Source organism: Leptospira interrogans, assembly GCF_900156205.1.
In the GTDB taxonomy this organism is placed as follows: Bacteria; Spirochaetota; Leptospiria; order Leptospirales; family Leptospiraceae; genus Leptospira; species Leptospira interrogans.
Genome location: NZ_FTNA01000018.1, coordinates 66,485 through 90,190 on the forward strand (window position 1 = coordinate 66,485; position 23,706 = coordinate 90,190).

Here is a 23,706-nt window from a genome sequence, read left to right on the forward strand (position 1 = left end):
TACATGAAACGAATTCTAATCGTAGATGATTCGGCAGTTTTTAGAAAAATTCTCAGCCTACACCTAAGCAATTCCAGTTTCGACATTTTAGAAGCAGTAGACGGTCAGGATGGCTTGGATAAATTACAAAATGATAAAGTAGATCTGATCGTAAGTGACATGAACATGCCTAACATGGACGGAATTACATTCGTAAAAGAAATTAAAAAAGATCCTAAAAATAAATTCACTCCAATCATCATGCTTACCACTGAATCTCAATCAGAGGTTAAAAACGAAGGAATCGCCGCAGGCGCTAGAGCCTGGCTGACTAAACCATTCTCCCCAGAAGAACTGGTTCAAACGATCCATAAATTACTACCTTGAGCTATTATATGTCATTTTCTTTATATACAGATTTTCAAGAATCAGAGGTTCCGGTATTAAAAGTTAAAATAGAAGATGAACTTACAATTTACGAAGCGTCCCAATTTAAAGAAAAAATAGATCTCATCCTTCAAAATTCCGCCACAGTTTTAGAGATCGATATTTTCAAAATTCAAAAAATAGATACTTCCTGTCTACAGATTCTCCTCTCTTTTAAAAAAGTAGCTCTGACAAAATACGAACAAGTACGGTTTGTAAATTTTAGTAATAACGTTTTAAGTCTGATCGATCTCTATAACCTCTCCGATTTTTTTAGAGATTCAATCCGGCCTTCCAAAGAAGAAGTTCCAGAGAAAGAGGTTAAGTACTAAACTATGGATCTTTCAGAAGTTAGAGACACGTTTATATCTGAATCAGAAGAACTACTTTCTTCTATGGAATCTAATCTTTTAATTTTGGAAAAAGATTCTAAAAACAACGAAGGGATTCATTCCGTATTTCGTGCAATCCATACGATCAAAGGAACTTCGGGAATGTTCGGTTACGAACCCATCGAAAAATTTACTCACGAAGTAGAATCTTTTTTAGATAGAATTCGTTCCAATAAACAAAGTCTTACAAAAGAAGGAATTGAATTTTTATTTTTAGCCTGTGATCATATTCGTAATCTTTTGCAAGGTGTTGGAGAAACTTTGATTGTAGATTCTCAAACCTCGCGCAATCAAGTTAATTTACTTTCTTTAGCTAAAAAACTGACCTTAGACGATACTTCTAATCCACAAAAGGACGAAGCGCTAGTACAAAACCAATCTACATCTTCAAATCTACTTGACTTTCATTCTAGTTCTACTTTTTGGCAAATTACATTGATTCCTAATATTCATCTTTTTGAATCTGGACTGGATCCTTCTACGTTTATCAAATATCTATCTCAATCCGGAAAGGTAAAACATATTTTTGTTTATCCAGAATCAATCCCCAATTGGTCTGAATTCAATCCAGAACATTCCCATTTGGGTTTTGAAATTTCATATGAATCCCCTTCCAAAGGTGAAGAGATCTATTCTACATTCCAATTTTTGAAAGAAGGAAGTTATCTTAAAATTCTTTCTCCAGGATGTAGCCTGAATCTTTTTATGGAAAACTGCAATGATTTTCCCTTAGGAAAAAAAGCATATTTAAATGCTTTAGAAATTCAAAAAGTTCTCACACCAGAAGAGATTCAAAAACTATCATATACTTCTGAAAACCTAAATGTTCTATCTACTACTCAAACGGAACAAACTACTACTTCCATCGAAAACCAAAAAGAATCCGATTCTATCAAAATACAAACAAAAACGCTGAGAGTAGATTCTTCCAAAATAGACACGTTAATCGCACTTGTTGGTGAGTTGATTACACAAGAAGCAAATCTAAGTCGAAAAATATCAGATTCTGAAAACCTACAATTGATCGAAAGTTCAGAGTCTCTTTACAGACTCGTAACAGAAATTCGTGAATTTGCTCTCAGTCTTAGAATGATTCCTATCTCAGATTTATTCGAGAAGTATAAACGTGTAGTACGAGATCTTTCTAAAGAACTGAATAAACAAGTAGAATTAGAAATTATTGGCGGCGAAACAGAATTGGATCGTTCCGTGATAGAAAAGATCTCGGATCCGATCGTTCACATTCTGAGAAACGCTTTAGATCACGGTATAGAAACATCAGAAGAAAGAATTAAAAAAGGAAAACACGCAACCGGACAATTGAAAATACAAGCAAGTCATGGTACTGGTAGTATTCTAATCGAAATCAAAGATGATGGCAAAGGCCTAGACTGTGATAAAATTTTAGAAAAAGCAATTTCAAAGGGATTAATTACACGAGATCAAAACTTATCCGAATCTGAAATTTATTCTCTGATCTTTCAACCCGGTTTTTCTACTGCGGACCAAGTCACCAATCTTTCCGGAAGAGGTGTAGGAATGGACGTTGTCTTAAGAAACATCGAATCTCTCCGTGGAACCGTTCAGATTCAAACTCTAAAAGATCAAGGAAGTTCATTTCAAATTCGTCTACCTCTGACTCTCGCAATCATTGATGGTTTTTTAGTAAAAGCGTCCAGTCTTTACTTTATCGTACCAATGCAGATGGTTCGTGAAACCGTAGAATCTAAGGTAATCTTAAACGGCTCGTCTTCTGGCACAATGAATCTTCGAGGAGAACTTCTTCCTGTGCTTCATCTTTCCGAGTTTCTTTGTTTAGAATCCACTTATTTTGAAAAAGAGAATATTCTAGTTTTAGAATATGAGGACAAATCTTTCGGAATTATAGTTAACGACCTTCACGGAGAAGTTCAATCCGTAATCCGTCCTATGGCAGAAATCTTTAAGAACATCAAATGTTTCAGTGGTACTTCAATTTTAGGAAGCGGAGAAATCGCTTTTATACTAGACGTTCCCGGTTTATACAATTCCATCCGGGATCAAGAACTAAATAAAAACAAGGATCTGGTGACTAAAACGGGTTAATATTTCAGGAATTATTTTAGAGATTTTGAATATGGAGCAATCAGATGTTTAGAAAAAACTTAGGTATTTGGATCGGGTTAGCTATTACAATAAACGGATTTGTTTTTTTATCCATTCAAAACTTTCGAGGTCCCAATCCTTCAACGGAAACGAACTTCGAAGAACAACTACAATCCGTTCAACATTCCAGCGAATCCTTTTTAAAAACGGAAGAATCCATTTCTGAATTTTTACTCTATTTGTCCCTTGGTAAAGAAAAAGAAACCTTAGTTTCCAGTTTAGAAGAAATCGAAAAGAATCTAAAAAATTTACGTTCTTCTTTTTCCGAGTCCGATCGCAAAAAAAATCCAGCGATCCTAAAATTCGATAAAAAGATAGGAACTCTTTTTTCTTCAATCGAAGAACTAAAAGAAAAGATCTACCGTTCTAAAGATATTAAAAAAGATACGTCTTTATTTTTAAAGTCCGACTTTTTTACAGATCTTTCTTCTTTTAGACGAACAAGATTGGAAGCAGTAAAGGAACTTTCAAATTCTGTAGAAACCGCATCGGTTACAGTTGTTTCATCCACTCCAACGGAAATTCAATTTTTAGTTACAATTTTAGAATATTCTGGAATATCAATTTTACTTATCTCTTTTTTATGGTGGTCCAATCGTTCTAATCAAAGAACAATTCTCAACTTAGAAATGGAATTTTTAAGAATGAGAACCGCAGTAGATAATGTGACCACGAATATCATGATGGCGGATAGAAATTTCAACATAGTTTATATGAATAAGGCCATCCAGATGATGTTTAACAAAGCGGAATCGGATATTAAAAAACAACTCTCTAATTTCAATCTATCTAATTTGATGGGAACCAACATTGATTCGTTCCATAAAAACCCGGCTCATCAAAGAGGTCTTTTAGATAAACTTTCAGATACATTCCGCTCCTCGATTACAATCGGAGGTAGAGAATTTGATCTGATTGCAAATCCAATCGCAGACGTAAATGGGAACAAACTCGGAACCGTTGTAGAATGGAGCGATGTTACCGAACAAAACAAAATCCAAAAACAAAGAAAATTAGAAAATGAGGAGCTAACACGCGTTAAAGTAGCTTTAGACAATGTGACTACGAATATTATGATGGCGGACCGAAATTTAAATGTTGTCTACATGAACAAATCCATCCGTGCTATGTTTCACTCAGCAGAAGACGACATTAAAAAACAGTTTAACAATTTCGATCCGTCTCGTTTAATCGGAACCAATATTGATATATTTCACAAAAATCCTGCCTATCAACGAGGACTTCTCGACAAACTAACGGACACATTTCGTTCTTCTATCAACATTGGAGGTAGAACCTTTAATCTGATTGCAAATCCAATCATAGATGAAACAGGAGATCGCTTAGGTTCCGTTGTAGAATGGAGCGACGTTACAGAACAAAATAAAATCGCAGAACAAAGAAAAATCGAAAACGAAGAACTAATTCGAGTAAAAGTGGCTTTGGATAATACTTCTACAAACATCATGATCGCGGATAACGAATTCAATATTCGTTATATGAATCAGGCGGTGGTTAAGATGTTCGAAATAGGAGAAGGAGATATTAAAAAACAATTCGCTCATTTTAATCTCAAAAGTTTAGTAGGATCAAACATAGATCAATTCCATAAAAACCCGGCACATCAAAGAGGAGTCTTGAGTAGTTTCACCGGAATTCATAAAGCTACGATTAAAATCGGTGGAAGAACTTTTGACCTTATCGCCAATCCGATTTTAGATTCAAACGGCAAACGACTCGGTTCGGTAGTTGAATGGTCAGACGTTACAAATGAACTTGCGGTTCAAGAGGAAGTAGAGGGAATTGTAAGCGCCGCAGCAAAAGGAAATTTTACAACTCGAATTTCTCTGGATTCTAAAACCGGTTTTTTTCTAAATTTAAGTCGATCTCTAAATCAATTGTTGGAAGTGAGCAATCGAGGTTTGAACGAAGTAGTAGAAGCTTTGGAAAGAATTTCTTCTGGAGACCTAACTCAAAAAATTACAAACGAATATCACGGTACCTTCGGAAAGTTAAAAGAATATTCTAATATTACAATGGACAAGCTGAGCGAGATCATCGGAGATATTATCGTTCGTTCCTCTAGTTTAGTTACTTCTGCGAGCGAAGTTTCTTCTACGGCCAATTCCTTGAGCCAAGGCGCGTCTGAACAAGCAGCGAGCGTTGAAGAAACTACTTCTTCTTTGGAAGAAATGACTGCGTCCATCGATCAGAACGCTCAGAATTCCCGTCAGACGGAACAGATCTCTTCTAAATCTTCTCAAGACGCAGAAGAAGGTGGCGCGTCTGTAATTGAAACCGTCAAGGCGATGAAACAGATCGCGGAAAAAATCAGTATCATCGAAGACATAGCCTACCAGACCAACTTACTCGCGTTAAACGCCGCGATAGAAGCGGCAAGAGCTGGTGACCACGGAAAAGGTTTTGCGGTAGTGGCTTCTGAAGTTCGTAAACTCGCAGAAAGAAGTCAAAAATCTGCAAATGAAATTAGTAGTTTAGCGGGAAACAGCGTTGCCATTGCGGAAAAAGCCGGAAATTTAATTTCTCAGATTGTTCCTTCTATACGAAAAACTGCGGATCTTGTTCAGGAAATCACGGCTGCAAGCGACGAACAATCCTCAGGCGTTTCCGAAATCAACAAGGCAATGGGGCAACTCGATCAGGTTTCTCAACAAAATGCTTCCGCATCCGAAGAATTAGCCGCAATCTCGGAAGAGATGAACGCACAAGCAGAACAACTCAAAGAGTCGGTTCTATTCTTTAAGATTTCGGACGGGGATAAACGTTTAACCAACGGCGGCGGATTGCTTCATCGAGATTTTTCTGGAACCGGTATTATCAAAGCGACTCCCACGACTAGAAAAGATCTTCCCAAGGGAATATCTCCCATTACCGAAAAATTCGAAAGGTATTAAGAGGGTTTAAAGATGAGTGTTTTAGAAGATAATCAGTTTCTTACGTTTTATCTTGGAGAAGAATATTATGGAATTGGAATATTAAATATCAAAGAAATTATCGAATATTCTGGTTTGACAAATGTTCCTTTAATGCCGGAATTTATTCCGGGAGTGATCAACCTTCGAGGTAATGTAGTTCCGGTCATAGATTTAAAACATAAATTTTTTAGAAGTAAAATAAAACCAGACCGTAAAACTTGCGTGATCATAGTGGAATTACATTCTCAAAAAGAAGGTGATCGAAAAGAAAAAACTGACTTGGGCATTCTTGTCGAATCTGTAGACGAGGTAGTTTCCATTCCGAACGGTGATATAGAACCTCCTCCCACCTTTGGTTCTAAAATCAAAGTAGATTTTATTTTAGGAATGGCGAGACAGGAAAACGGTTTTATTATCATTCTGAATACTGAAAAAATTCTAAATCTGGAAGAACTAACCTCTTTAGAAGAAAATCAGCCTTCTGAAATTGTTTTAGAAACTACATGATATTAGAACCAGATACGGTCATAGACTTGTTTTTACAACCCGGCGGTTTTTATTGGGGAAAAGGAAATATCAGAATTAGAACTCTACTCGGTTCCTGTGTTTCAATTTGTTTTTGGCACCCATCCCTTCTCTACGGAGGAATGGCTCACGTTATGCTCCCTTTTAGACCTTCTTCAATCCATTCCGATGATAGTCTAAATGCGAAGTATGCGGAAGATGCCTTCCAGCTTTTTTTTGAAAAGTTAGAAGGTTTTAAAAAACAATATCAGATCAAATTATTCGGAGGTGCCTCTATGTTTTCTACAGAAGAGGAAAAACTTCTAGAACTCAAATCGGTCCGAGATATTGGAATGAAAAACATTCTTTCTATCAAGGAACACTTAATTAGAAATCAACTTCTGATTTCCTCCGAAGACTTAGGGGGATTTTCTCATCGAAGAATTTTTTTTTCTCTTTGGGACGGTGAAATTTATGTAGAACGGCCCGAACATACATGATTCAAGTTTTTATCGTCGATGATTCTGCGGTAGTTCGCCAGGTTCTTACTCAAATCCTGAACAAAGATCCTGAAATCGAAATTATTGGTTTTGCTTCTGATCCTATTTTTGCTTCTGAAAAACTTTCCTCAGTTTGGCCGGACGTATTTATACTCGATATAGAAATGCCTCGTATGGACGGAATTTCTTTTTTAAAAAAAATCATGTCAGAAAAACCAACTCCAGTCATCATCTGCTCTTCGTTAGCTGAAAAAGAATCTGAAACAGCGGTTCTTGCGATGAAACTAGGAGCGGTGGATATTATTGAAAAACCTAAAGTGGGCTTAAAAAATTTTTTGGAAGAATCGGAAATTCTTTTTATAGATTCTGTCAGAGCCGCATCAAACGCTCGAGTCAAAACTCATTCTTTTCAAAATGACGATTCTAAATTTTTAGAAAATCATAAACAACCTAAAACAGACTTCTCTAAGATTGATACGACTGATAAACTCATTGCAATCGGTACTTCTACGGGAGGAACCCAGGCTTTAGAGTTTATTCTTACACAATTAAATATTCATTGTCCCGGAATCGTGATCGTACAACACATGCCCGAAAAATTTACGGAAGCGTTTGCAAATCGACTCAATCAAGTTTGTAAGATTCAAGTAAAAGAAGCAAAAGACGGTGACCGTGTCCAGTTGGGTTCTGCGTACATCGCCCCCGGAAATAAACACATGGAAATTTATCTAAGTGGAGCTCAGTTTCATATTCGAGTGTTAGACGGCCCTTTAGTAAATAGACATAGACCTTCCGTAGATACTCTTTTTCATTCTGTGGCAAAGGCAGCGGGTAAAAACGCAAAAGGAATCATCATGACCGGAATGGGAAACGACGGAGCCAATGGGCTTTTAAAAATGAAACAGTCCGGAGCACATACGATCGCTCAAGACGAAGCAAGTTGTGTGGTTTTTGGAATGCCTAAAGAAGCGATTTTAAAAGGAGCAGTAAACACAATATTACCTTTATCTAAAATTGTAGGAGAGGTTCAGTATTTTTAGACGATTTGATACATCTGCGATTCTACTTACAGCCTGATAGATTCCGTAAAATTCAAGTGGGTTACTTTGAACTTGTCCTAAAATTTTAAAAAATTTATAGGATCGTATTTTAGAAATATTGAATCCATCTGAGAATTTCTGCAAAAACCGTTCCTTTCAAGAATTTATTTACAATCGAACGGATTCTAATTTTATTCCAACATTGCGAGATTTTAAGACAAACTTTTAGATAAGAGACAAATATTTCGACAACTTATAATTTTCTTAATAAACTTTCAAAGAATATAAAATCTTAAATTAGATATTGTACATGATATACCAGTTAAATTCATCAATGAATATCCTTCGCATAACAAAAATACTTTATGGTCGGCAAGATCTTATTTCCATGGACTCCATTGGAGTTAAGCCTTGCGTATCAAACCTTTTTTTCTGATACTAACAGTTTTACAAATTAGTATTTTTCTTAATTGTGGAACAATCTTCGGTATTTTTCAGACTTATAGCTATGAAAAGAGAATGGAAAATAGGAAAAGTTCTATGATTCTCGGAATGCCCACAGATCATTCACCGATTTTTGCAGGAGTAAATTTTGAATATTCGATGATGAAATTTTTAAAAGCAGAAAATATTTATTTCTATTTGTTGATTTTAGATTTCCCACTGACCATCCTAATGGATACTGTATTTCTCCCAATATCGGTTCCACTTTCCATTCATCATTATTATAAGGATAAGCAGCAGCTATAACCTTACCCACAAATTCTTGATTTTTAAAAATCAAGAATTTGGAATTCCCGTATTTTGCGTTTTGAGCGAACTCTTAAATCAAACTTAATGTGATTTTCTTTTTTCTTTCTGTAATTTCCGCTTCAGTTTCAATATGAATCACTTCATCCGGAACAATTTTGAAAATAGTCTGACCTTTAGAAATGATCTTTCCGTCGCTGTCGTTTAACAAAATTTCCTTTACAGTTCCACTAAATGGCGCAGAAATTTTATTGAACATCTTCATTACTTCCACGATGAACAAAGGTTGTCCCGCTTTAAAATGATCCCCTACTTTTATCATAGGAGGAAGATCCGGAGCTTCTTTCGAATAGAACATCCCTCCCATAGGAGCTACGATTTCGTCCGAACTAGCCTTAGGTGGAGGAGCTAAAAACTTAATCAAAGAATCTCTAGTTTCTGTTTTCCTAAATTCTTCCGGAATGACGGCTTCTAATTTTTCATCCACTTCCAATTTATAAAACCCTGAATTTAATCCAGCGTATGGAAGAAGTTTCAATAATTCAAGCCCCGACTGATAACCGTTATGCGAAGCCAGAACCGAAGATAACAATCCGGCTTCGATTCCATTTAAAGATTTTCCTACATTCAAACTTGCGACGAGTTCTATAGAATCCGGATTGGAACCTGTTCTTTTTGCAAGTTCCTGATAAAAAGAAAGCGCTTTTTGAAGAACTTCGTCATCGTGATCCCATATTTGTTCCGATGGAGGAAGACTCGGATCTGCTTCCATATTTAGATAATGATAAAGATCTGCGAGTATAAAGATCGGGTTTCTAAGCCATTCAATTTTGGAACCGGAAATTTTCCAGGAACGATTTAGATGAAAACCAATAAATCCAGCAGACAAGTGAGCGTCTTTAATCAACTCCCCGATTGGTCTTGTGATCAAAGTTAATTTTCTACTTAGAACTTTTTTTAAATCTGCAGAAGCTTCCGAAATGATTTTTTTCCAAGCTATTTCTAGATCCACGTCCTTGATAATTTTTTCCAAAGCGCCCACTCCAGCAAGATACGAAATCATAAACGAAGTGGAGGGTTTAAACATCGCGTCCTTTCCCAGAATCCAATGAATCAAACCATAATGAACCAAAAGATTTGTTTGAAGATCATAACCTCTTAATTCAGTTTTTCTTAATATATTTCCGAGACGAATTAAATTGTCCTTACGATTTTCTCCGTGAGAAATAAGTAGAGCAATGTTAGAATCATACGCTCCAGCTACTTTATAATGTACGAATAAACCCATGTCCGGATTTCGGATACTGATCCCTTGATCGTCTCTGATTTCGTCCGCAAGAGGTTTAGACCAATTCATGATTACACCACCAGCGTGTGGTTGAATGGCCTTGTTCGTAGCGTTGATACGCACTTCCGCTCCAGATGGAAACCTAAAAATTCTTTCCGGTTTTTGAAGTCTTTTTCCATGAAGAGAAAGAAGAGCCATCGCTTCGATCAAACTATCTACAATAAAAAACTCATTTTGATTTTCCGGATTTTTAAACTTCAGAGAATACACCATCTCAGTGACTCTGTGTTCCACCTGAATCCGGGTATTTACTTCCATAAAAAAATGATTGGTTCCTTCTACAATGGATTCAAATGTAGAAACGCTATTTAATTTTACTGCGGCTCCGAAACGTTCTGACTGCTCTTCCATTTCTCGAAGAACTTTAAGATCTCCTTTGAGAACTTCCGCTTTTTTAGGATGTGTGGCTGCACAAGCGGCAATTTCTTTTTCAAGAAGTTCCTGAGTCAAAGAAAGTTCTAAAAGTTTTTGTTCGTGCATCTGTACCGAACAATCCCTGCCTCCAAGCGCCAGACACCATTCTCCGTTTCCGATGAGCTGAATTTCGTTGTGTCTTGTATTTTCTATATTTAATTCTATTAAAAAGTTCTTATTGGTTCCAGGAGCCGTGACCTTAGACTCAGAAAGAATTTCCTGAACCGCACCTTTTACTTCTTCCGGCTTGGAAACCACCCTTTGTCCTTTTCCGCCACCGCCCCCAATGTATTTAAAACGGATTCTATTTTTGGAATATTTCTCCCAAATTTTTTTACATTCTTTTTCGGCTTCAACTTGAAGATCCGCTATGGATACAAATTCTATAATTTTAGAATATCCTAATTCTAGCAAGTTCTCCGCGTTTACTTCCAAAGACAAAGAAGGATCAAAAGCAAAATCGATTCCTTTTTCTTTTGCGATTTTTTCGAGAGACTTAGCATCCGGAGCCTTTGCTAACAATGCAAGAGAAGAAATATTATCCACACCCGGTGTCACGGAAACTTCCAACTTTCTCGCAATTTTTTTTGCCGCGTCTTTAGAACCAGCCTGATCGGCTACATACGAAGCGGGCCCCATAAAAACGACACCGCTTTTTTCGATCGCGGAAATGAATTCAGAATCTTCCGCCATAAATCCGTAACCGGCAAAGATATGAGTGTATTTGTTATCCTTTGCGATGGAAATGATCTGTTCGATCCTTTCCATTTTTTCTTCCTTACCCGCGCCCATATAATCAGGAACACGATGAATATTATTAGGAAAACGAAATCCTCTCAGCTCCGGAGCCAAAGCCATCGGATATACGACCGAATCTTTTTCGGAAAGTAAAATTCCATATTCTCTGATTCCGATCGAATCAAAAATTTCCATAGCTTCTTTTCGAACCGGCCCTCTACAAACGATCAGACATTTGATCGATTCCAAAGAAAAAGAACGGATCCAAGGAGAACTGGACTGATGAAATTGAATACGATTGTTCTGAAAGTCGATCATGTTAGATTACTCAAACTCCCTTTGAGGTCCGGACAACGGAGCCGGTTTATAATGTCGGATTAAATAATCCAGATTTTGGAAAAGAATATTTCTGGTCGTTCCAGGAAGGACAATTCTAGAAACGGAACCGAGAGAAAGAGCTTCTTTAGGATTCATCAGTTCTTTTTCGTATTGAGTAGAAAGTGTCTGAAGTTTTTTATCTCGAATTACGATGGCTTCTTTTTCAGACATTCCCTTCTTTACATTTTCCTGATATTCTTTTTGAATAGAAGAAACCTCGTCCTTATAAACGTAGTCTTTTCCGGCCGGACCCATCACCGCAATTCTAGCAGTCGGAAGCGCAAACACCATATCCGCCCCGGTGTGATAAGAATTAAAACAAGCGTAAGCACCTCCGAAAGCATTTCGAATAATCAATGTTAAACGAGGTGTACGAATGTCTATGATAGAATCTAAAAGTTTTCTTCCTTCGAGTACAATTCCGTTTTGTTCCTGCTCTTTTCCGGGTAAAAACCCAGTCGTGTCTTCTAAAAAAACGATTGGAATATTATAAAGGTTGCAGAATCGAATAAATCTAGTTCCTTTTCTCGCCGCACCAATGTCTATCTGTCCGGAAGAAACCGCAGAGTTATTGGCAACAAAAGCGACAACGTGTCCTCCAATTCTTCCGAAAGCAGTCACCAAGTTTCTAGAACGTTGTCCTTGGATTTCGAAATATTGACCATGATCGCAAATATTTTGCAGATACAAAGTGATGTCAAAAGGAGTATTCATTCCAGTAGGAGAATTGAATGTTTTCTTAAATAAAATTTCTTCTTCGTAGATAAATCTATTGGTAGGATCGGAAGTAGCATGAAAAGGAGCAAAGGAATGATTGTTATCTGGAAGATAAGAAAGTAAACGAAGAGCGGTTCTCAAAGAACCCAACTCGTCCCCGGTAACAATATCCACTACGCCGCTCTGTCCGTGAACCTTGGGACCTCCTAAATCATCTGCGGAAATATCTTCACCTAATACCGATTTAACGACTCCGGGACCAGTTAAACCAAAGAAGGTATTGTCACACTGAATCATAAAAGATCCCTGACGCGGAAGATAAGCTCCCCCACCCGCATTGAACCCAAACATAAGCATCAAACTAGGAACTACTCCGCTGATCTTACGAAGTGCGGTAAACGCCTCGCTATATCCGTCCAGTCCTCCCACTCCGGCGGGAACATAAGCTCCTGCGGAATCGTTCATACCAATCAGAGGAATACCGTGTTCTCCTGCCATATAAATCAGTCTTGCAAGTTTACTTCCGTTGGTAGCATCCATCGAACCCGCGCGAAGAGTAAAATCGTGACCGTAGACGGCCACGTCTCTACCATTGATGTTTAGAATCCCTGTAACTAAAGAAGCTCCGTCTAAACTTTTTCCCCAGTTTTGATAGAGAATATTGGGTTCTTGATCCGTAAGCACCTTAATCCTTTCCCAGACGGTCATCCTATCTTTGGAATGTTGAACTAAAATCCTATCGACTCCACCGCCTAAAAGAGGTTTGTTGAGTAGTTCTTTTCCCAACTCATTTGCTTCTTCATAAAGACCACGGGGCTTAAGAACTTCAGGTTCGGAAGTGGATTGAAATGGATTTTCCAGGGAATACTTTGCTTCGGACATGAGAGAACCTTTCAATGGAATAAAATAAATCCAGTTTTTAAAGAAAGGATTCTCGGGAAAGTTAAATTCGAGTCGAATGTGAGAAGAGAAACTATTTTATAGCGGATTCTAGAGTTTCAAAAATGCTAAACATGGAATTCATATCTATGATTTCGAATACCTTTTTTACTGCGGGTTTGATTCCAGCCAATCTGAATTCCACGTCTTTTTCTCTACAAATTCTGAGAGCAGCTACAATAATTCTGAGCCCTGCAGACGAAATGAATTCAACAGAAGAAAGATCCAAAACGATCACACGAGAATTTCCCGTCTTGATCTGTTCCATAAAAGCAGATTCTATTTTATGAGTATTGTGTACGTCTAAGTTCCCAATCAAATGAATGATTTTGGAATGATTTTTAATTTCAGACGTTATTTCCATTGGAAGCCTTGTTTCGAAAATTCTTTTTGAGAACTAAAAAATTCTTTCCGTCTTCACTAGAATAATCGACCGAATCCATGAGCTTTTCGATCAGATACACTCCAAAACCACCCTTTCTTTTACCGCTTAGATTATCTTCGATGGATGGATCTTGAACTTCTTCTCTATGAAAGACTTTCCCAGAATCAATTAATACAATGGTAATCCAATCCCCTGTAAAGCGTATTTTACATTCGAATTTCGGATTTTTCAAATCTGTATTTTCATAACCATGCATCACTATATTCGTACCAGCCTCATCACAGGCTAAAAGAATATCGTCTCTTTGAGAATCTTCTAAATTTCGAACCTTAATCGTTTGATAGACAAACTCTCTGAACAAAGGAATCGCAGAGGTTTTTGCCTCGAAAATTCGAGAGAACTGATAATTATCGTTAAACTTTAAAATCATCACCGTAAAGTCATCAAATAATTCCGGAGTTCCTGAAAATTTCCGCACAAGTCCAAAAAGTTCTTCTACAATCTCTTGAGAAGTAAGATGTTTTCTTGCAATCACTTCTCGGATCATTCTTTCTAATCCAAATTCTTCATCCTTAGAATTTTTTTCTTCAATTGCACCATCAGTATAAAGAATGAGCATATCTCCCGGTTCTACGGTAAGACTTCCTCCTTTATAACTCGCAGAAGGAAGCACTCCTAAAGGAGGGCCCGAACCCTTGATAATCTCCCAAGAATCGTCTTTTCGAATCAGAACCTGATCGTTATGACCAGCGGATGCATAATCTAAAGTGAATATTGCAGGATTATAATGAATGAAAAACGTAGTTACAAACATTCCATTATGCGAATCCTCGTATATGAGAGCGTTTCCCTGTTTCAAAATTTCTTCTGGATCTAAATCGTGATCTCTGGCAAGAGTACGTATAATGGATGAGCTCATAGCCATAAAAATCGCGGCGGGAAGACTTTTTCCAGAAACGTCAGATATGAGAAAAGAATACTGTCCATCTTGATACTGATAGTAATCGTAAAAATCTCCCGAAACCTCTTTAGCCGGCACAGATTTAACTCCCAGATCAAAGTTAGAATGAAACACTTTAGATTCTGGTAATATATTTTTTTGAATTTCCCTCGTAATCTCGATCTCTCTTTCCAAGGAACGTTGCATCGCTTTTCTAGAAATCATCTCATTCTGAAGTTTTAAGGTTTCGTGTCCTCTTGCAATCAAGGACGCAAAGGTTTGTAAAAGTCTAAGATGAGAATAATTATAGGAAAGTTTATCCACACGATCAGAAACAGTAATCACTCCAAAAGCGTTTCTTTCAGGATTTGTCAAAGGAAGAACGATATAAGAACCTTTTAAAAATTCCAAATCCAACTCGTGATTAAATTCAAAATTTTGAATATCTTCTTTGATCGTAGTTTTTTCTTCCTCAACCGAACGATAAATAAAACTTCCCTGATAATCCTTAGTTCTAAAAATTTCCACGATCTTTTCAGACGTATAAGAAATACAAGTAAGAAGACCCATCCTACGATTGATCAGAAAAATTCCAGTTTTACCAGCATCCATCTCGTTGTGAATTACAGGAATTGAATGTTTCATTAAGTCCGCTTGACTTTTAGCGGAGGAAACTACTTGCGAAAGTTCGAATAGGCTTTCCAGCTCCGATACTTTTTTTCGAAGATCCTTGTTTGCATCTTCTAAATTCTGTAAAAGCCCAGTCTTTTGAATTGCAAGTGCAGAAGTTCCGGAAAAACTTAAAAAAAGTTCCAGATCTTCTTCCGTAAAAGAATTCCGATCAATCGTGTTGATCGTTTCGATAACTCCGATTACCTGACCTTCCACTAAAAGAGGTGCGGCCATAATATTTCTAGTTACAAAATGGGAAGCCTTATCCACTTCTCTGTAAACACGGGGATCGTTCATCGCGTCATTGATAATCATTGGTTTTTTATCTTGAACGACCATCCCAGCGATACCTTTTCCAACCGGAACTTTGACCTTAGTGACCTCGTCTCTTTTTTCTCCTAAAACCGTATGAAAATACAGGTATTCCTTTGTATCGTCCAAAAGAAGTACACTACACGCTTCTGTTCTAAATACGGATTTGGAAGAAAGCATAATCGCTTCTAAAAGTTGAGAAAGATCCAGAGATTTATTGATCAGTCCTGAAACCCGAATGATTTCGGTTAACAAAAAATCGAAACGATCCGTTTGTTTTCGAATTTGTACGGATTCAAGTGCTACCCTGGATATGGTCATCAAAGAAAGAACGACTAAAGAAGATTCTCCCGAAATAAAAGACTTTTCCAAAAGATCAGATATGATCCGAACCGTCGCCTTTAGATGTATAAAATCAGATTCCCTAAACTCTCCCCCTTCCTGATCAGATCTTCCAAGTAAGATGGTTCCGAATATCTTCTTTTGATCTTCCAAGGAAGAGTCCCCTAGTTCTCCTACGTGTAAAACGCAACAAACGGAATTTTGTTCCAATTGGGGAATGAGTTTATTGGGACTTTCCCCTTTTTTGAGATTGAGATCTTGACCAGTTTTAAAACAAAACTCAGACACAAGTTTTGCCTCTTCAATCTTATTGGAGGGATGATTTCCGTAAATGGATTTTAAAGTTCCATCTTCTAAACGAAAACTGAATATTCCAAATTTCGCAGATGTTATATGAATAATTTCAGTAAGAAGAGATTCGAAAACTACGGTTAGCCCCGGATTGTCTTCTAAATAGAGACTTCCATCAGAGCCTTGCCTAAGAAGGGAATCTTGTTTTTTATTCGGAATCAAAACAAAAACTTAGTTTAGCCGGTTTGAAACTTTAAAGCTTCTTCTCTGAGTTTTTTATTTACATTTTCCAACTCTTTAATACGAGACAAAGCACTCATCAATTCTTCACGGGAAAGATTAGTAACCACGTTTGTAGCATCAAAAGCCTCCTTAACGTCCTTAAGTTCTTTTCCGGAATACTGAATGATTCCCTCATACATACGGATAATCTCGTCCGCATTTTCTAACTCCTGTTCGTTAAGTCTTAAAACTTTTTCATAACCTTTGATGATGTCGTTTTGGATCTTTAGTTTTTTCTGTAAATCTTCGATCGACTCACTCATCCTAAGACACTCCTGTATTTGTATTGACTTCGAAGAAATCGGTAAAAACCTGCTTCTCAAGCGGGGACGTAGCTCAGTTGGGAGAGCATTTGAATGGCATTCAAAAGGTCGGGGGTTCGATTCCCCTCGTCTCCAAGTTCGACTTGCCGCCATTTGAGTTTTTAGACTTTTGACTCAGTGTCAAACTATTTTATAATCAATTCTTAAATCCAAAGATTGAACTTTATTTTTTTATGGTTATTCTTACTTAACTAAAAATGTTCTGTAAAGAAATGGAAATTCCTATTTTATGTCCGACCTAATCCAAATACGTCGATGGAATATCGATAACAAGAACGTTCTAATACTTATACCGGATCTTGAATCTAAAGAGAGGCAATTGTATGCAAAAAATTTTTATTCTCACTTTTCTATACGAGAAGTAGAACTTTCCACAAAATTGGTACGTTTCGATTTTCCAAAAACAGAAGAATGGATCGATCGATTGTCTCGTGAAATTTTAGATTCTAAACGAAAAGTGAAATTAATAGGAGAAGGTTTATGGGGTGGAATCGTATTTGAACTTTTGAAAAAATATCCTCAAATGATAGAAGCCGCTTGTATTCTCAATCCTCCTTTAAATCGAAAAGAAGAGAACTGGTTTCCTAAAAACGTGGAATGGATTTTAGAACGGTTTCCCTGGAATTTATTTTCGGAAGGGATTTATACTTTTTATCAAACCTTGGAAACTAAACTTCAATTCGGTTTAACAAATTCCAAACTTTTACCGACGATCGTTTTTACCAAAACTCCGGAAAAAATCACAAAACAAATTCAAACTCTTCAAAAATTTCCGGTCTTTAGAATCGAATCTTCAAATTTAAAATCGATACACAACCTTTTAGAAAATTTGATTTTGAAAATTCTTACGGAAGTACCAATTTCTTCTGTCCAAAAAAAGTCAAAATTTAAGATAGATCCTGGTTTTTAAAAATGTCAGTCAGAAAAATTTTAAGAATGGGAGATCCAATTCTCCGTAAAATCTCAGAGCCAGTTACAGAAGACGAAATTCAAACTAAAGAATTCAAAAAGTTAATCCGAGATATGTTCGATACAATGCGACACGCGGAAGGAGTGGGACTTGCGGCTCCTCAGATCGGAATTTTGAAACAAATCGTAGTCGTTGGTTCCGAAGATAATGAACGTTACCCAGGAACCCCAGACGTTCCAGAGAGAATCATTTTAAATCCAGTAATTACACCTCTTACAAAAGATACTTCCGGTTTTTGGGAAGGTTGCCTTTCCGTCCCAGGAATGCGCGGTTATGTGGAAAGACCCAACCAAATCAGAATGCAATGGATGGACGAAAAAGGAAACCAATTTGACGAAACCATAGACGGCTATAAAGCAATCGTCTATCAACATGAATGTGATCACCTACAGGGAATTTTATACGTAGATAGACTAAAAGACACTAAGTTATTCGGTTTTAACGAAACCCTAGACTCTTCTCACAACGTCCTAGACTAAAATTAAAAAAACATAAAATATGAAATCACTGGTTGAATTTTTTCTTTCTAAAAGTATATTTGTAAACCTTCTCACTTTTTTAGTCATCCTGATCGGCGGTTTTACCGCAGTGAAAATGAATCGGGAAGCATTTCCCAATATTAACTTTGATATAGTCAGCGTAGTAACTGTTTTTCCAGGGGCGTCTCCTTCGGAGATGGAAAAACTAGTCACAAAACCTTTAGAAGAAGCCATCCAAGAAGTGGACGGAATCAAAGAGTTTAGATCCGCTTCAATTGAAAACCGCTCCGGTATCGTAATCACTTTGGATCCGGATTCTAAAAATACTCAGAAAGTTGTGGATGATATTAAGTCCGCAATCGATCGAGTAGAAGATCTGCCGGAAGAAGCCGAGGATCCTATCGTTACGGAAATCACTACTTCCAGACAACCAGTTATTGAAATCAACATCAGCCTAAAATTAAACGATTCTAGTATCGAAGCAGAAAAACACCTTAAGGCTCAGGCAAAAATCGTAGAACAGGCATTAGAAGATATTCCAGGTGTAGCAAGAATTTCTAAACGAGGTTGGAGAGATACAGAGATGCAAGTGGATATAGATCCGGTTGCAATGTTTTCTAAATACCTTACAAGTCAAGACATCATCTTTGCATTAAAAAATCGTAATATAAATTTCCCCGGAGGAAATATAGCGGGAAATCAGAAAGAAGTCATTTTAAGAACAATAGGAGAATTCAATTCCCCCAAAGAAATAGAAACGGTTCATGTACGTTCCAACGAAGTCGGAAATTCAATCCGGATCGATAATGTCGCAAGAGTTACCGAAGGTCTAAAAGAAGCAGAATACTTAGATAAGGTAAATGGAAAAAAAACGATCGCTTTGACGGTAATCAAACGAGAAAAAGCGGACGCAATTCTTGTAGTAGACGAAGCTAAAAAAATTATAGAAGAGTTCAAAAAAAATTCTAAAAACGAATTTGAATACGCATTCGTCAACGACCTTTCCAAATATATCCGCAGAAGACTAGGAGTTCTACTTTCTAACGCAATTGGTGGATTAATCTTAGTAACCGCCTCCTTATTTTTATTTTTAGGATGGAGAGTCGCTCTGATGACGGCGCTTGGGATTCCGGTTTCTTTCGGGGCCACGTTTGTGATCATGGATTACTTAGGACTTACCCTAAATTTAATTTCCATGTTCGGACTGATTATTGTAGTGGGGATCTTAGTCGATGACGCAATCATCATCTGTGAAAACGTCTATCGTTATATGGAAGAAGGGATGCCCGCTTACGAAGCTGCGTTAAAAGGAACTAGCGAAGTGATCGATCCGGTTACAGCCACGGTAACTACCACCGTGGCGGCATTCGCTCCGATGCTTTTTATGACAGGAATTTTCGGAAAATTCATCTATAGCATTCCGTTAGTAGTTATTATTGCGTTACTTGCTTCTCTTTCAGAAGCATTTTTTATCTTACCTTCTCATTTATACGATATTAATAAACACAAGTTTCATTCAGGTGAAATCAAAGAAGAAAGCGGATGGTTTTATAAACTCAAAGTCAATTATTACCTTCCTTTATTAAAATTTGCGCTTAAACATAGGCTTCAAATTTTTATCTATTTATTTGCTATGCTCGTGGGAAGTTTTGCTCTTTTCGCAGTATTTGGAAGGTTCAAACTTTTTCCTGGTTCAGTTGACGTGTTCCAGATAAAACTTACAGGCCAAACAGGGATATCACTTCAAGAGATGGAAAAATTCACTCACGCTTTGGAAACCGAGCTGGCAAAAATTTCCAAAGAAGAAATAGAAAATTACGTAACTAGAGTAGGAATCATTCAAAAAGATCCGAACGATCCTTTCACTAAACGCGGAAAACACTACGCGCAAGTTCTGGTATATATGACACCAGAAGAAAATAGAAAGAGAGGAACCGATACAATCATCTCGGAAATAAGAGAAAAGACAATTTGGCTTTTAAATGAAAAGTCGGTAAAAACTTTAGAAGAGACCCGTAAAAAAGAAGCGGAAAAGAAAAAAGAAGAATATAAACCATTCAATCTGAATGAGTACCCTGCTGAGTTTTCCCGATTTAAAGGACAACTTCTCGCTTTAGACTTTGAAAAATTAGCCGGTGGTCCTCCAGTTGGTAAACCTGTAGCGATTGAAATTCGAGGAGACGACTACGACACTCTCATTCGAATCGGGGAAGAATATAAATCGGTTATGGCAAAAGTTCCCGGGGTTACGGATATAGGAGATGATTTTAACGAAGGAAAAGACGAAATCAGAATTAAGGTAAATGAATCTCTTGCATCCACTGCGGGAGTTTCTGTTTTTAAAGTAGCACAGGCAATCAATACAGCATTTCAAGGAACCGTAGCCACAAAAATAAAACGAGCCGACGAAGAAGTAGAAGTTAAGGTACGTTTTCCGGAAGAAGTCAGAAAGTCCATCGGATCTTTGAATAATATTTTTGTGAGTAATCAACTAGGAAAACTCATTCCAGTTTCCAGATTGATCAATTACGTAAGGGAACCTGGCTTTGCAAACATCAATCACCTGGATGGGAAACGTCTACTTACAGTTACGGCTAACTTAGATGAAATCAAAACAGATACAAGAAGAGCTAACGCAGAAATTGCAAAACTTTCCAAAGGAATCATCGATAAATATCCAGGTTATCGGATGCGCTTCGGTGGAGAAAATAAAGATACTGAAGAATCCCTCGCTAGTTTAGGAAGAGCCTTTTTAGTTGCGTTTATCATCATCTTTATGATTCTCGCCTCCCTATTTCGTTCTTTAATTCAACCAGTAATTGTAGTGAGTTCAATTCCATTTTCTTTAATCGGAGTCATTTTAGCGTTTGTTCTTCACGGAGAATACTTTGGCTTTCTAGCCTTTTTAGGAATCGTTGGACTCGCCGGAGTTGTAGTGAACGACTCGATTGTTCTGGTAGACTTTGCAAATCAACTCAAGTTGGAAAAACCTGGAGAAGACATAGATTCTATTTTAGTGGAAACAGGATTATTACGACTCAGACCCGTAGTTTTGACGACCGTGACCACTGTGCTCGGTTTACTTCCAACTGCTTATGGAATCGGAGGGAAAGATCCTTTTTTAGTTCCAATGGCTCTTGCTTTCGGTTGGGGACTTGCTTTTTCGTCCTTCTTAACTCTAGTCGCGGTTCCAGTTTTATATAAAACGGTTCATAACGTTCAGTTAAAGATAAATCGAGTGTTCTTAAAATCCAAAAGATAAAAACTTTAGATTAGTGGTAGTTCTCACATTTTAGTGTAAATCTTTGACTTAGTGGTAGTTCCCACATTTTAGAGAAATCAGTTTTTTCTTTTTTCTTGTAAGTTCCGTTTGGAAATCAAAATTCCAATTCCGGAAATATATAAAATACCAGGGCTGAGGCCTAAAATTACCCAGAGAATCTTAGTGATAATTCCCCCAAAAGTACCATAATGAATTGGTCGAAACGAATCTATAATTGTATAAAACAAATTTTCGTTGGAAAGATTAAAAATTTCTAACAACTTCCCGGATTCTGAATCAAAACGAAAATAAGAACCAAACCTACTTCGAAACGGATTGGTTAGTCTTTCAGTTCCATAAAATTGAATCGGATCCTTTTCATGATGATGAGGAAAAGAAACAAACCCAGTCTGAAATTCGGGAAGTTGCATTTTAATTTCTTTCAAAAGTGAATCCACAGAAATGGATTCTTTGAAAAACTTTTCGACTTTTCTTTCTTCTTGCGCAGACAACAGACCTACTATAGCCTGAACATTCCACCAAGCACCCGTAAATCCCAAAGAGATATTAAACACCAAAGAAAACACCCCTACCAATTTATGAAGATCCGAAAAAAAAGTTCTTAGCGATTGTCTCGTTCTCAATCGAAATAAATTTTGCCAGATACTTCGATAAAGAATCATTCCACTGAACCCTTGAAAAATGAATATAACTCCAAACAATGTGGTCAAAAGATATCCGAAACTACCCATAAGCAAACTATAATGTAGTTTTAACATCCAACTGTAAAAGGAGTCGGATCGATTTTCTGAAAGTATCCCTAAAATTTTTCCAGTATAAGGATTTAACAAAATTATAGATTCTTTTCTATCTTTAGAATCTAAAAAATGAAGCCAAACTTGATCCGGTTGATTTTGTTTTTCTGATAATAACCAACCAGCCAACGCATGGGAAGGAAGCTCTTGTTTTAACTTTGCTCGAAGAACATCTATAGATAAACGTTCTTTGCTTGCAGATATATACCACAGATTTGGATTTAATAGTTGATCGATTTCCTTTCCAAAAACTAATAAAGAACCACTAAGACCAACTATAACTAAAAATACTCCAGTAGAAATTCCTAATATAGAATGTAATTTATATAATTTCTTTCGATTCATATAAAATTTTACTTAATGGATTTAAATCAAGACTTCATTTCAAAAATAATTCAAATGCACCAAAAATCATTTATTGAAAACTATATATTTCTAAGAACTAAATAGAATTCTTGAAAAATTAGGAGTCCTTATTACAAGTCAAATTATGATTTTAGGTCTCAACATCAATAAAAAATCGAAAGATTAAATTTCTTCAAGAAACCCGTTTATCCTAGATCAATTTTTTCGTAAAAAAATAGATGTGGGAACTCTCACAAATCATGGATTTACCCAGTTAAACTTTGAAAATTGTAGGAAATACAAAAAGAATTCATCACCCAATCAGATTTCTGCACAAAACCGCTGTTTTGTGACCATGATCAAAATTTAAATCCTATTTTAACGCGAGTTTGGTTGAGAAAAAATTTTCTAAAAGTAGTGTTCCTACAATTTCAGAAATTGTTTATAAAATCGTGATTTGTAGTAGTCCAGGTCCCCACACACATTTTACAGACAAATCTAAGTTTTGTAATAGTTCCCGCAGTTGAATATGATAGATTCAATTGTTATAAGCTTTTATCTTATCAATTGTGGTAGTTCCCACATTTAAGAAATCAATCAGTAAAGTTCAGATTCCAATTTTTTAAAAAGAATGAATCTTAAATTCCATATATCGATTCACACTATTTACCGTAAAAAACAAAATCAATGAAAAGAAATATATGGTAGTAACTTCGTCCAGAAACAAATAAGCCCGCACTAAAAGCGGGCTTAATATTCAGAAGGGATGAATATTGAAAACAGAAAAAGTAGCGTGACTTACACCCTCGGGACTTCCTTTACGAAAGCCCCGAGTTTTTGTCGTGGCTCCTAAGAGCCTTTGATTCTCCTTAAAAAGGAGGTGATCCAGCCGCACCTTCCGATACGGCTACCTTGTTACGACTTCACCCCCTTCACGAGTTTCACCTTAGTAGTCTGCTTCCTTGCGGTTGGCAAAGACCACTTCGGGTGCTCCCCACTCAGGTGGTGTGACGGGCGGTGTGTACAAGGTCCGGGAACGTATTCACCGCGGCATGCTGATCCGCGATTACTAGCGATTCCGA

The 23,706-nt window shown here is 36.9% G+C and carries 17 protein-coding genes, 1 tRNA gene and 1 rRNA gene; 12 read left to right on the forward strand and 7 right to left on the reverse strand.

Annotation, left to right across the window (positions count from 1 at the left end):
* Positions 1–3 precede the first annotated feature (3 nt).
* The 8 genes from BW942_RS14525 (at position 4) to BW942_RS14565 (ending at position 8,672) form a co-directional block, all read left to right on the forward strand.
* Positions 4–366 (forward strand): response regulator, encoded by a 363-nt coding sequence (locus BW942_RS14525; RefSeq protein WP_000821665.1) that lies wholly within the window; start codon positions 4–6, stop codon positions 364–366.
* Positions 367–374: 8 nt separating this feature from the next.
* Complete coding sequence (locus tag BW942_RS14530; protein ID WP_000010488.1) at positions 375–737, forward strand: STAS domain-containing protein; 363 nt, start codon at positions 375–377, stop codon at positions 735–737.
* A 3-nt stretch (positions 738–740) separates the two neighbouring features.
* Positions 741–2,882 (forward strand): chemotaxis protein CheA, encoded by a 2,142-nt coding sequence (locus BW942_RS14535; protein WP_000365940.1) that lies wholly within the window; start codon positions 741–743, stop codon positions 2,880–2,882.
* A 44-nt stretch (positions 2,883–2,926) separates the two neighbouring features.
* Positions 2,927–5,857 carry a methyl-accepting chemotaxis protein gene (locus BW942_RS14540; protein ID WP_000488902.1) on the forward strand — a complete coding sequence of 977 codons (2,931 nt, stop codon included), beginning with the start codon at positions 2,927–2,929 and terminating at the stop codon, positions 5,855–5,857.
* A gap of 12 nt (positions 5,858–5,869) precedes the next feature.
* Positions 5,870–6,385 carry a chemotaxis protein CheW gene (locus tag BW942_RS14545; protein WP_000114482.1) on the forward strand — a complete coding sequence of 172 codons (516 nt, stop codon included), beginning with the start codon at positions 5,870–5,872 and terminating at the stop codon, positions 6,383–6,385.
* The gene (locus tag BW942_RS14550) at positions 6,382–6,882 is read left to right on the forward strand and encodes a chemotaxis protein CheD (RefSeq protein ID WP_000599744.1); all 501 of its coding nucleotides are present in this window, start codon (positions 6,382–6,384) and stop codon (positions 6,880–6,882) included. Before BW942_RS14545 ends, BW942_RS14550 begins: the two co-directional genes overlap by 4 nt.
* On the forward strand, positions 6,879–7,922 hold the full coding sequence (locus tag BW942_RS14555) for a protein-glutamate methylesterase/protein-glutamine glutaminase (protein ID WP_000616854.1): 1,044 nt from the start codon (positions 6,879–6,881) through the stop codon (positions 7,920–7,922). The genes BW942_RS14550 and BW942_RS14555 overlap by 4 nt, the downstream gene beginning before the upstream one ends.
* Before the next feature lie 411 nt (positions 7,923–8,333).
* Entirely contained in the window at positions 8,334–8,672 is a 339-nt protein-coding gene (locus tag BW942_RS14565) for a YceK/YidQ family lipoprotein (protein ID WP_001220672.1), read from the forward strand.
* A 73-nt stretch (positions 8,673–8,745) separates the two neighbouring features.
* Here BW942_RS14565 and BW942_RS14570 read toward each other — a convergent pair whose 3' ends face one another.
* The 5 genes from BW942_RS14570 to BW942_RS14590 form a co-directional block, all read right to left on the reverse strand.
* Complete coding sequence (locus BW942_RS14570; RefSeq protein WP_000564919.1) at positions 8,746–11,490, reverse strand: ATP-binding protein; 2,745 nt, start codon at positions 11,488–11,490, stop codon at positions 8,746–8,748.
* A gap of 6 nt (positions 11,491–11,496) precedes the next feature.
* A complete protein-coding gene (locus tag BW942_RS14575; protein WP_001973770.1) occupies positions 11,497–13,149 on the reverse strand; it encodes an acyl-CoA carboxylase subunit beta in 1,653 nt (550 codons plus the stop codon).
* Positions 13,150–13,240: 91 nt separating this feature from the next.
* A complete protein-coding gene (locus BW942_RS14580; protein WP_000406879.1) occupies positions 13,241–13,570 on the reverse strand; it encodes an STAS domain-containing protein in 330 nt (109 codons plus the stop codon).
* The gene (locus tag BW942_RS14585; protein ID WP_000612752.1) at positions 13,554–16,370 is read right to left on the reverse strand and encodes a SpoIIE family protein phosphatase; all 2,817 of its coding nucleotides are present in this window, start codon (positions 16,368–16,370) and stop codon (positions 13,554–13,556) included. The genes BW942_RS14580 and BW942_RS14585 overlap by 17 nt, the downstream gene beginning before the upstream one ends.
* A 14-nt stretch (positions 16,371–16,384) precedes the next feature.
* On the reverse strand, positions 16,385–16,693 hold the full coding sequence (locus tag BW942_RS14590; RefSeq protein WP_000004280.1) for a hypothetical protein: 309 nt from the start codon (positions 16,691–16,693) through the stop codon (positions 16,385–16,387).
* Between the two features lie 62 nt (positions 16,694–16,755).
* On the opposite strand from BW942_RS14590, the gene BW942_RS14595 reads away from it, so the two are divergent.
* The 4 genes from BW942_RS14595 (at position 16,756) to BW942_RS14610 (ending at position 21,464) form a co-directional block, all read left to right on the forward strand.
* Positions 16,756–16,828: transfer RNA gene (locus BW942_RS14595), tRNA-Ala, on the forward strand.
* A gap of 154 nt (positions 16,829–16,982) precedes the next feature.
* Complete coding sequence (locus BW942_RS14600) at positions 16,983–17,663, forward strand: hypothetical protein (RefSeq protein ID WP_001281425.1); 681 nt, start codon at positions 16,983–16,985, stop codon at positions 17,661–17,663.
* Positions 17,664–17,665: 2 nt separating this feature from the next.
* Positions 17,666–18,202 carry a peptide deformylase gene (def, locus tag BW942_RS14605; RefSeq protein ID WP_000116243.1) on the forward strand — a complete coding sequence of 179 codons (537 nt, stop codon included), beginning with the start codon at positions 17,666–17,668 and terminating at the stop codon, positions 18,200–18,202.
* A 19-nt stretch (positions 18,203–18,221) separates the two neighbouring features.
* On the forward strand, positions 18,222–21,464 hold the full coding sequence (locus BW942_RS14610; protein WP_000839345.1) for an efflux RND transporter permease subunit: 3,243 nt from the start codon (positions 18,222–18,224) through the stop codon (positions 21,462–21,464).
* 77 nt (positions 21,465–21,541) lie between these two features.
* Here BW942_RS14610 and BW942_RS14615 read toward each other — a convergent pair whose 3' ends face one another.
* Positions 21,542–22,624, reverse strand: coding sequence for a PepSY-associated TM helix domain-containing protein (locus tag BW942_RS14615; RefSeq protein ID WP_001080355.1), 1,083 nt, complete (start codon positions 22,622–22,624; stop codon positions 21,542–21,544).
* Between the two features lie 873 nt (positions 22,625–23,497).
* A 16S ribosomal RNA gene (locus BW942_RS14620) occupies positions 23,498–23,706 on the reverse strand; the annotation flags it as partial.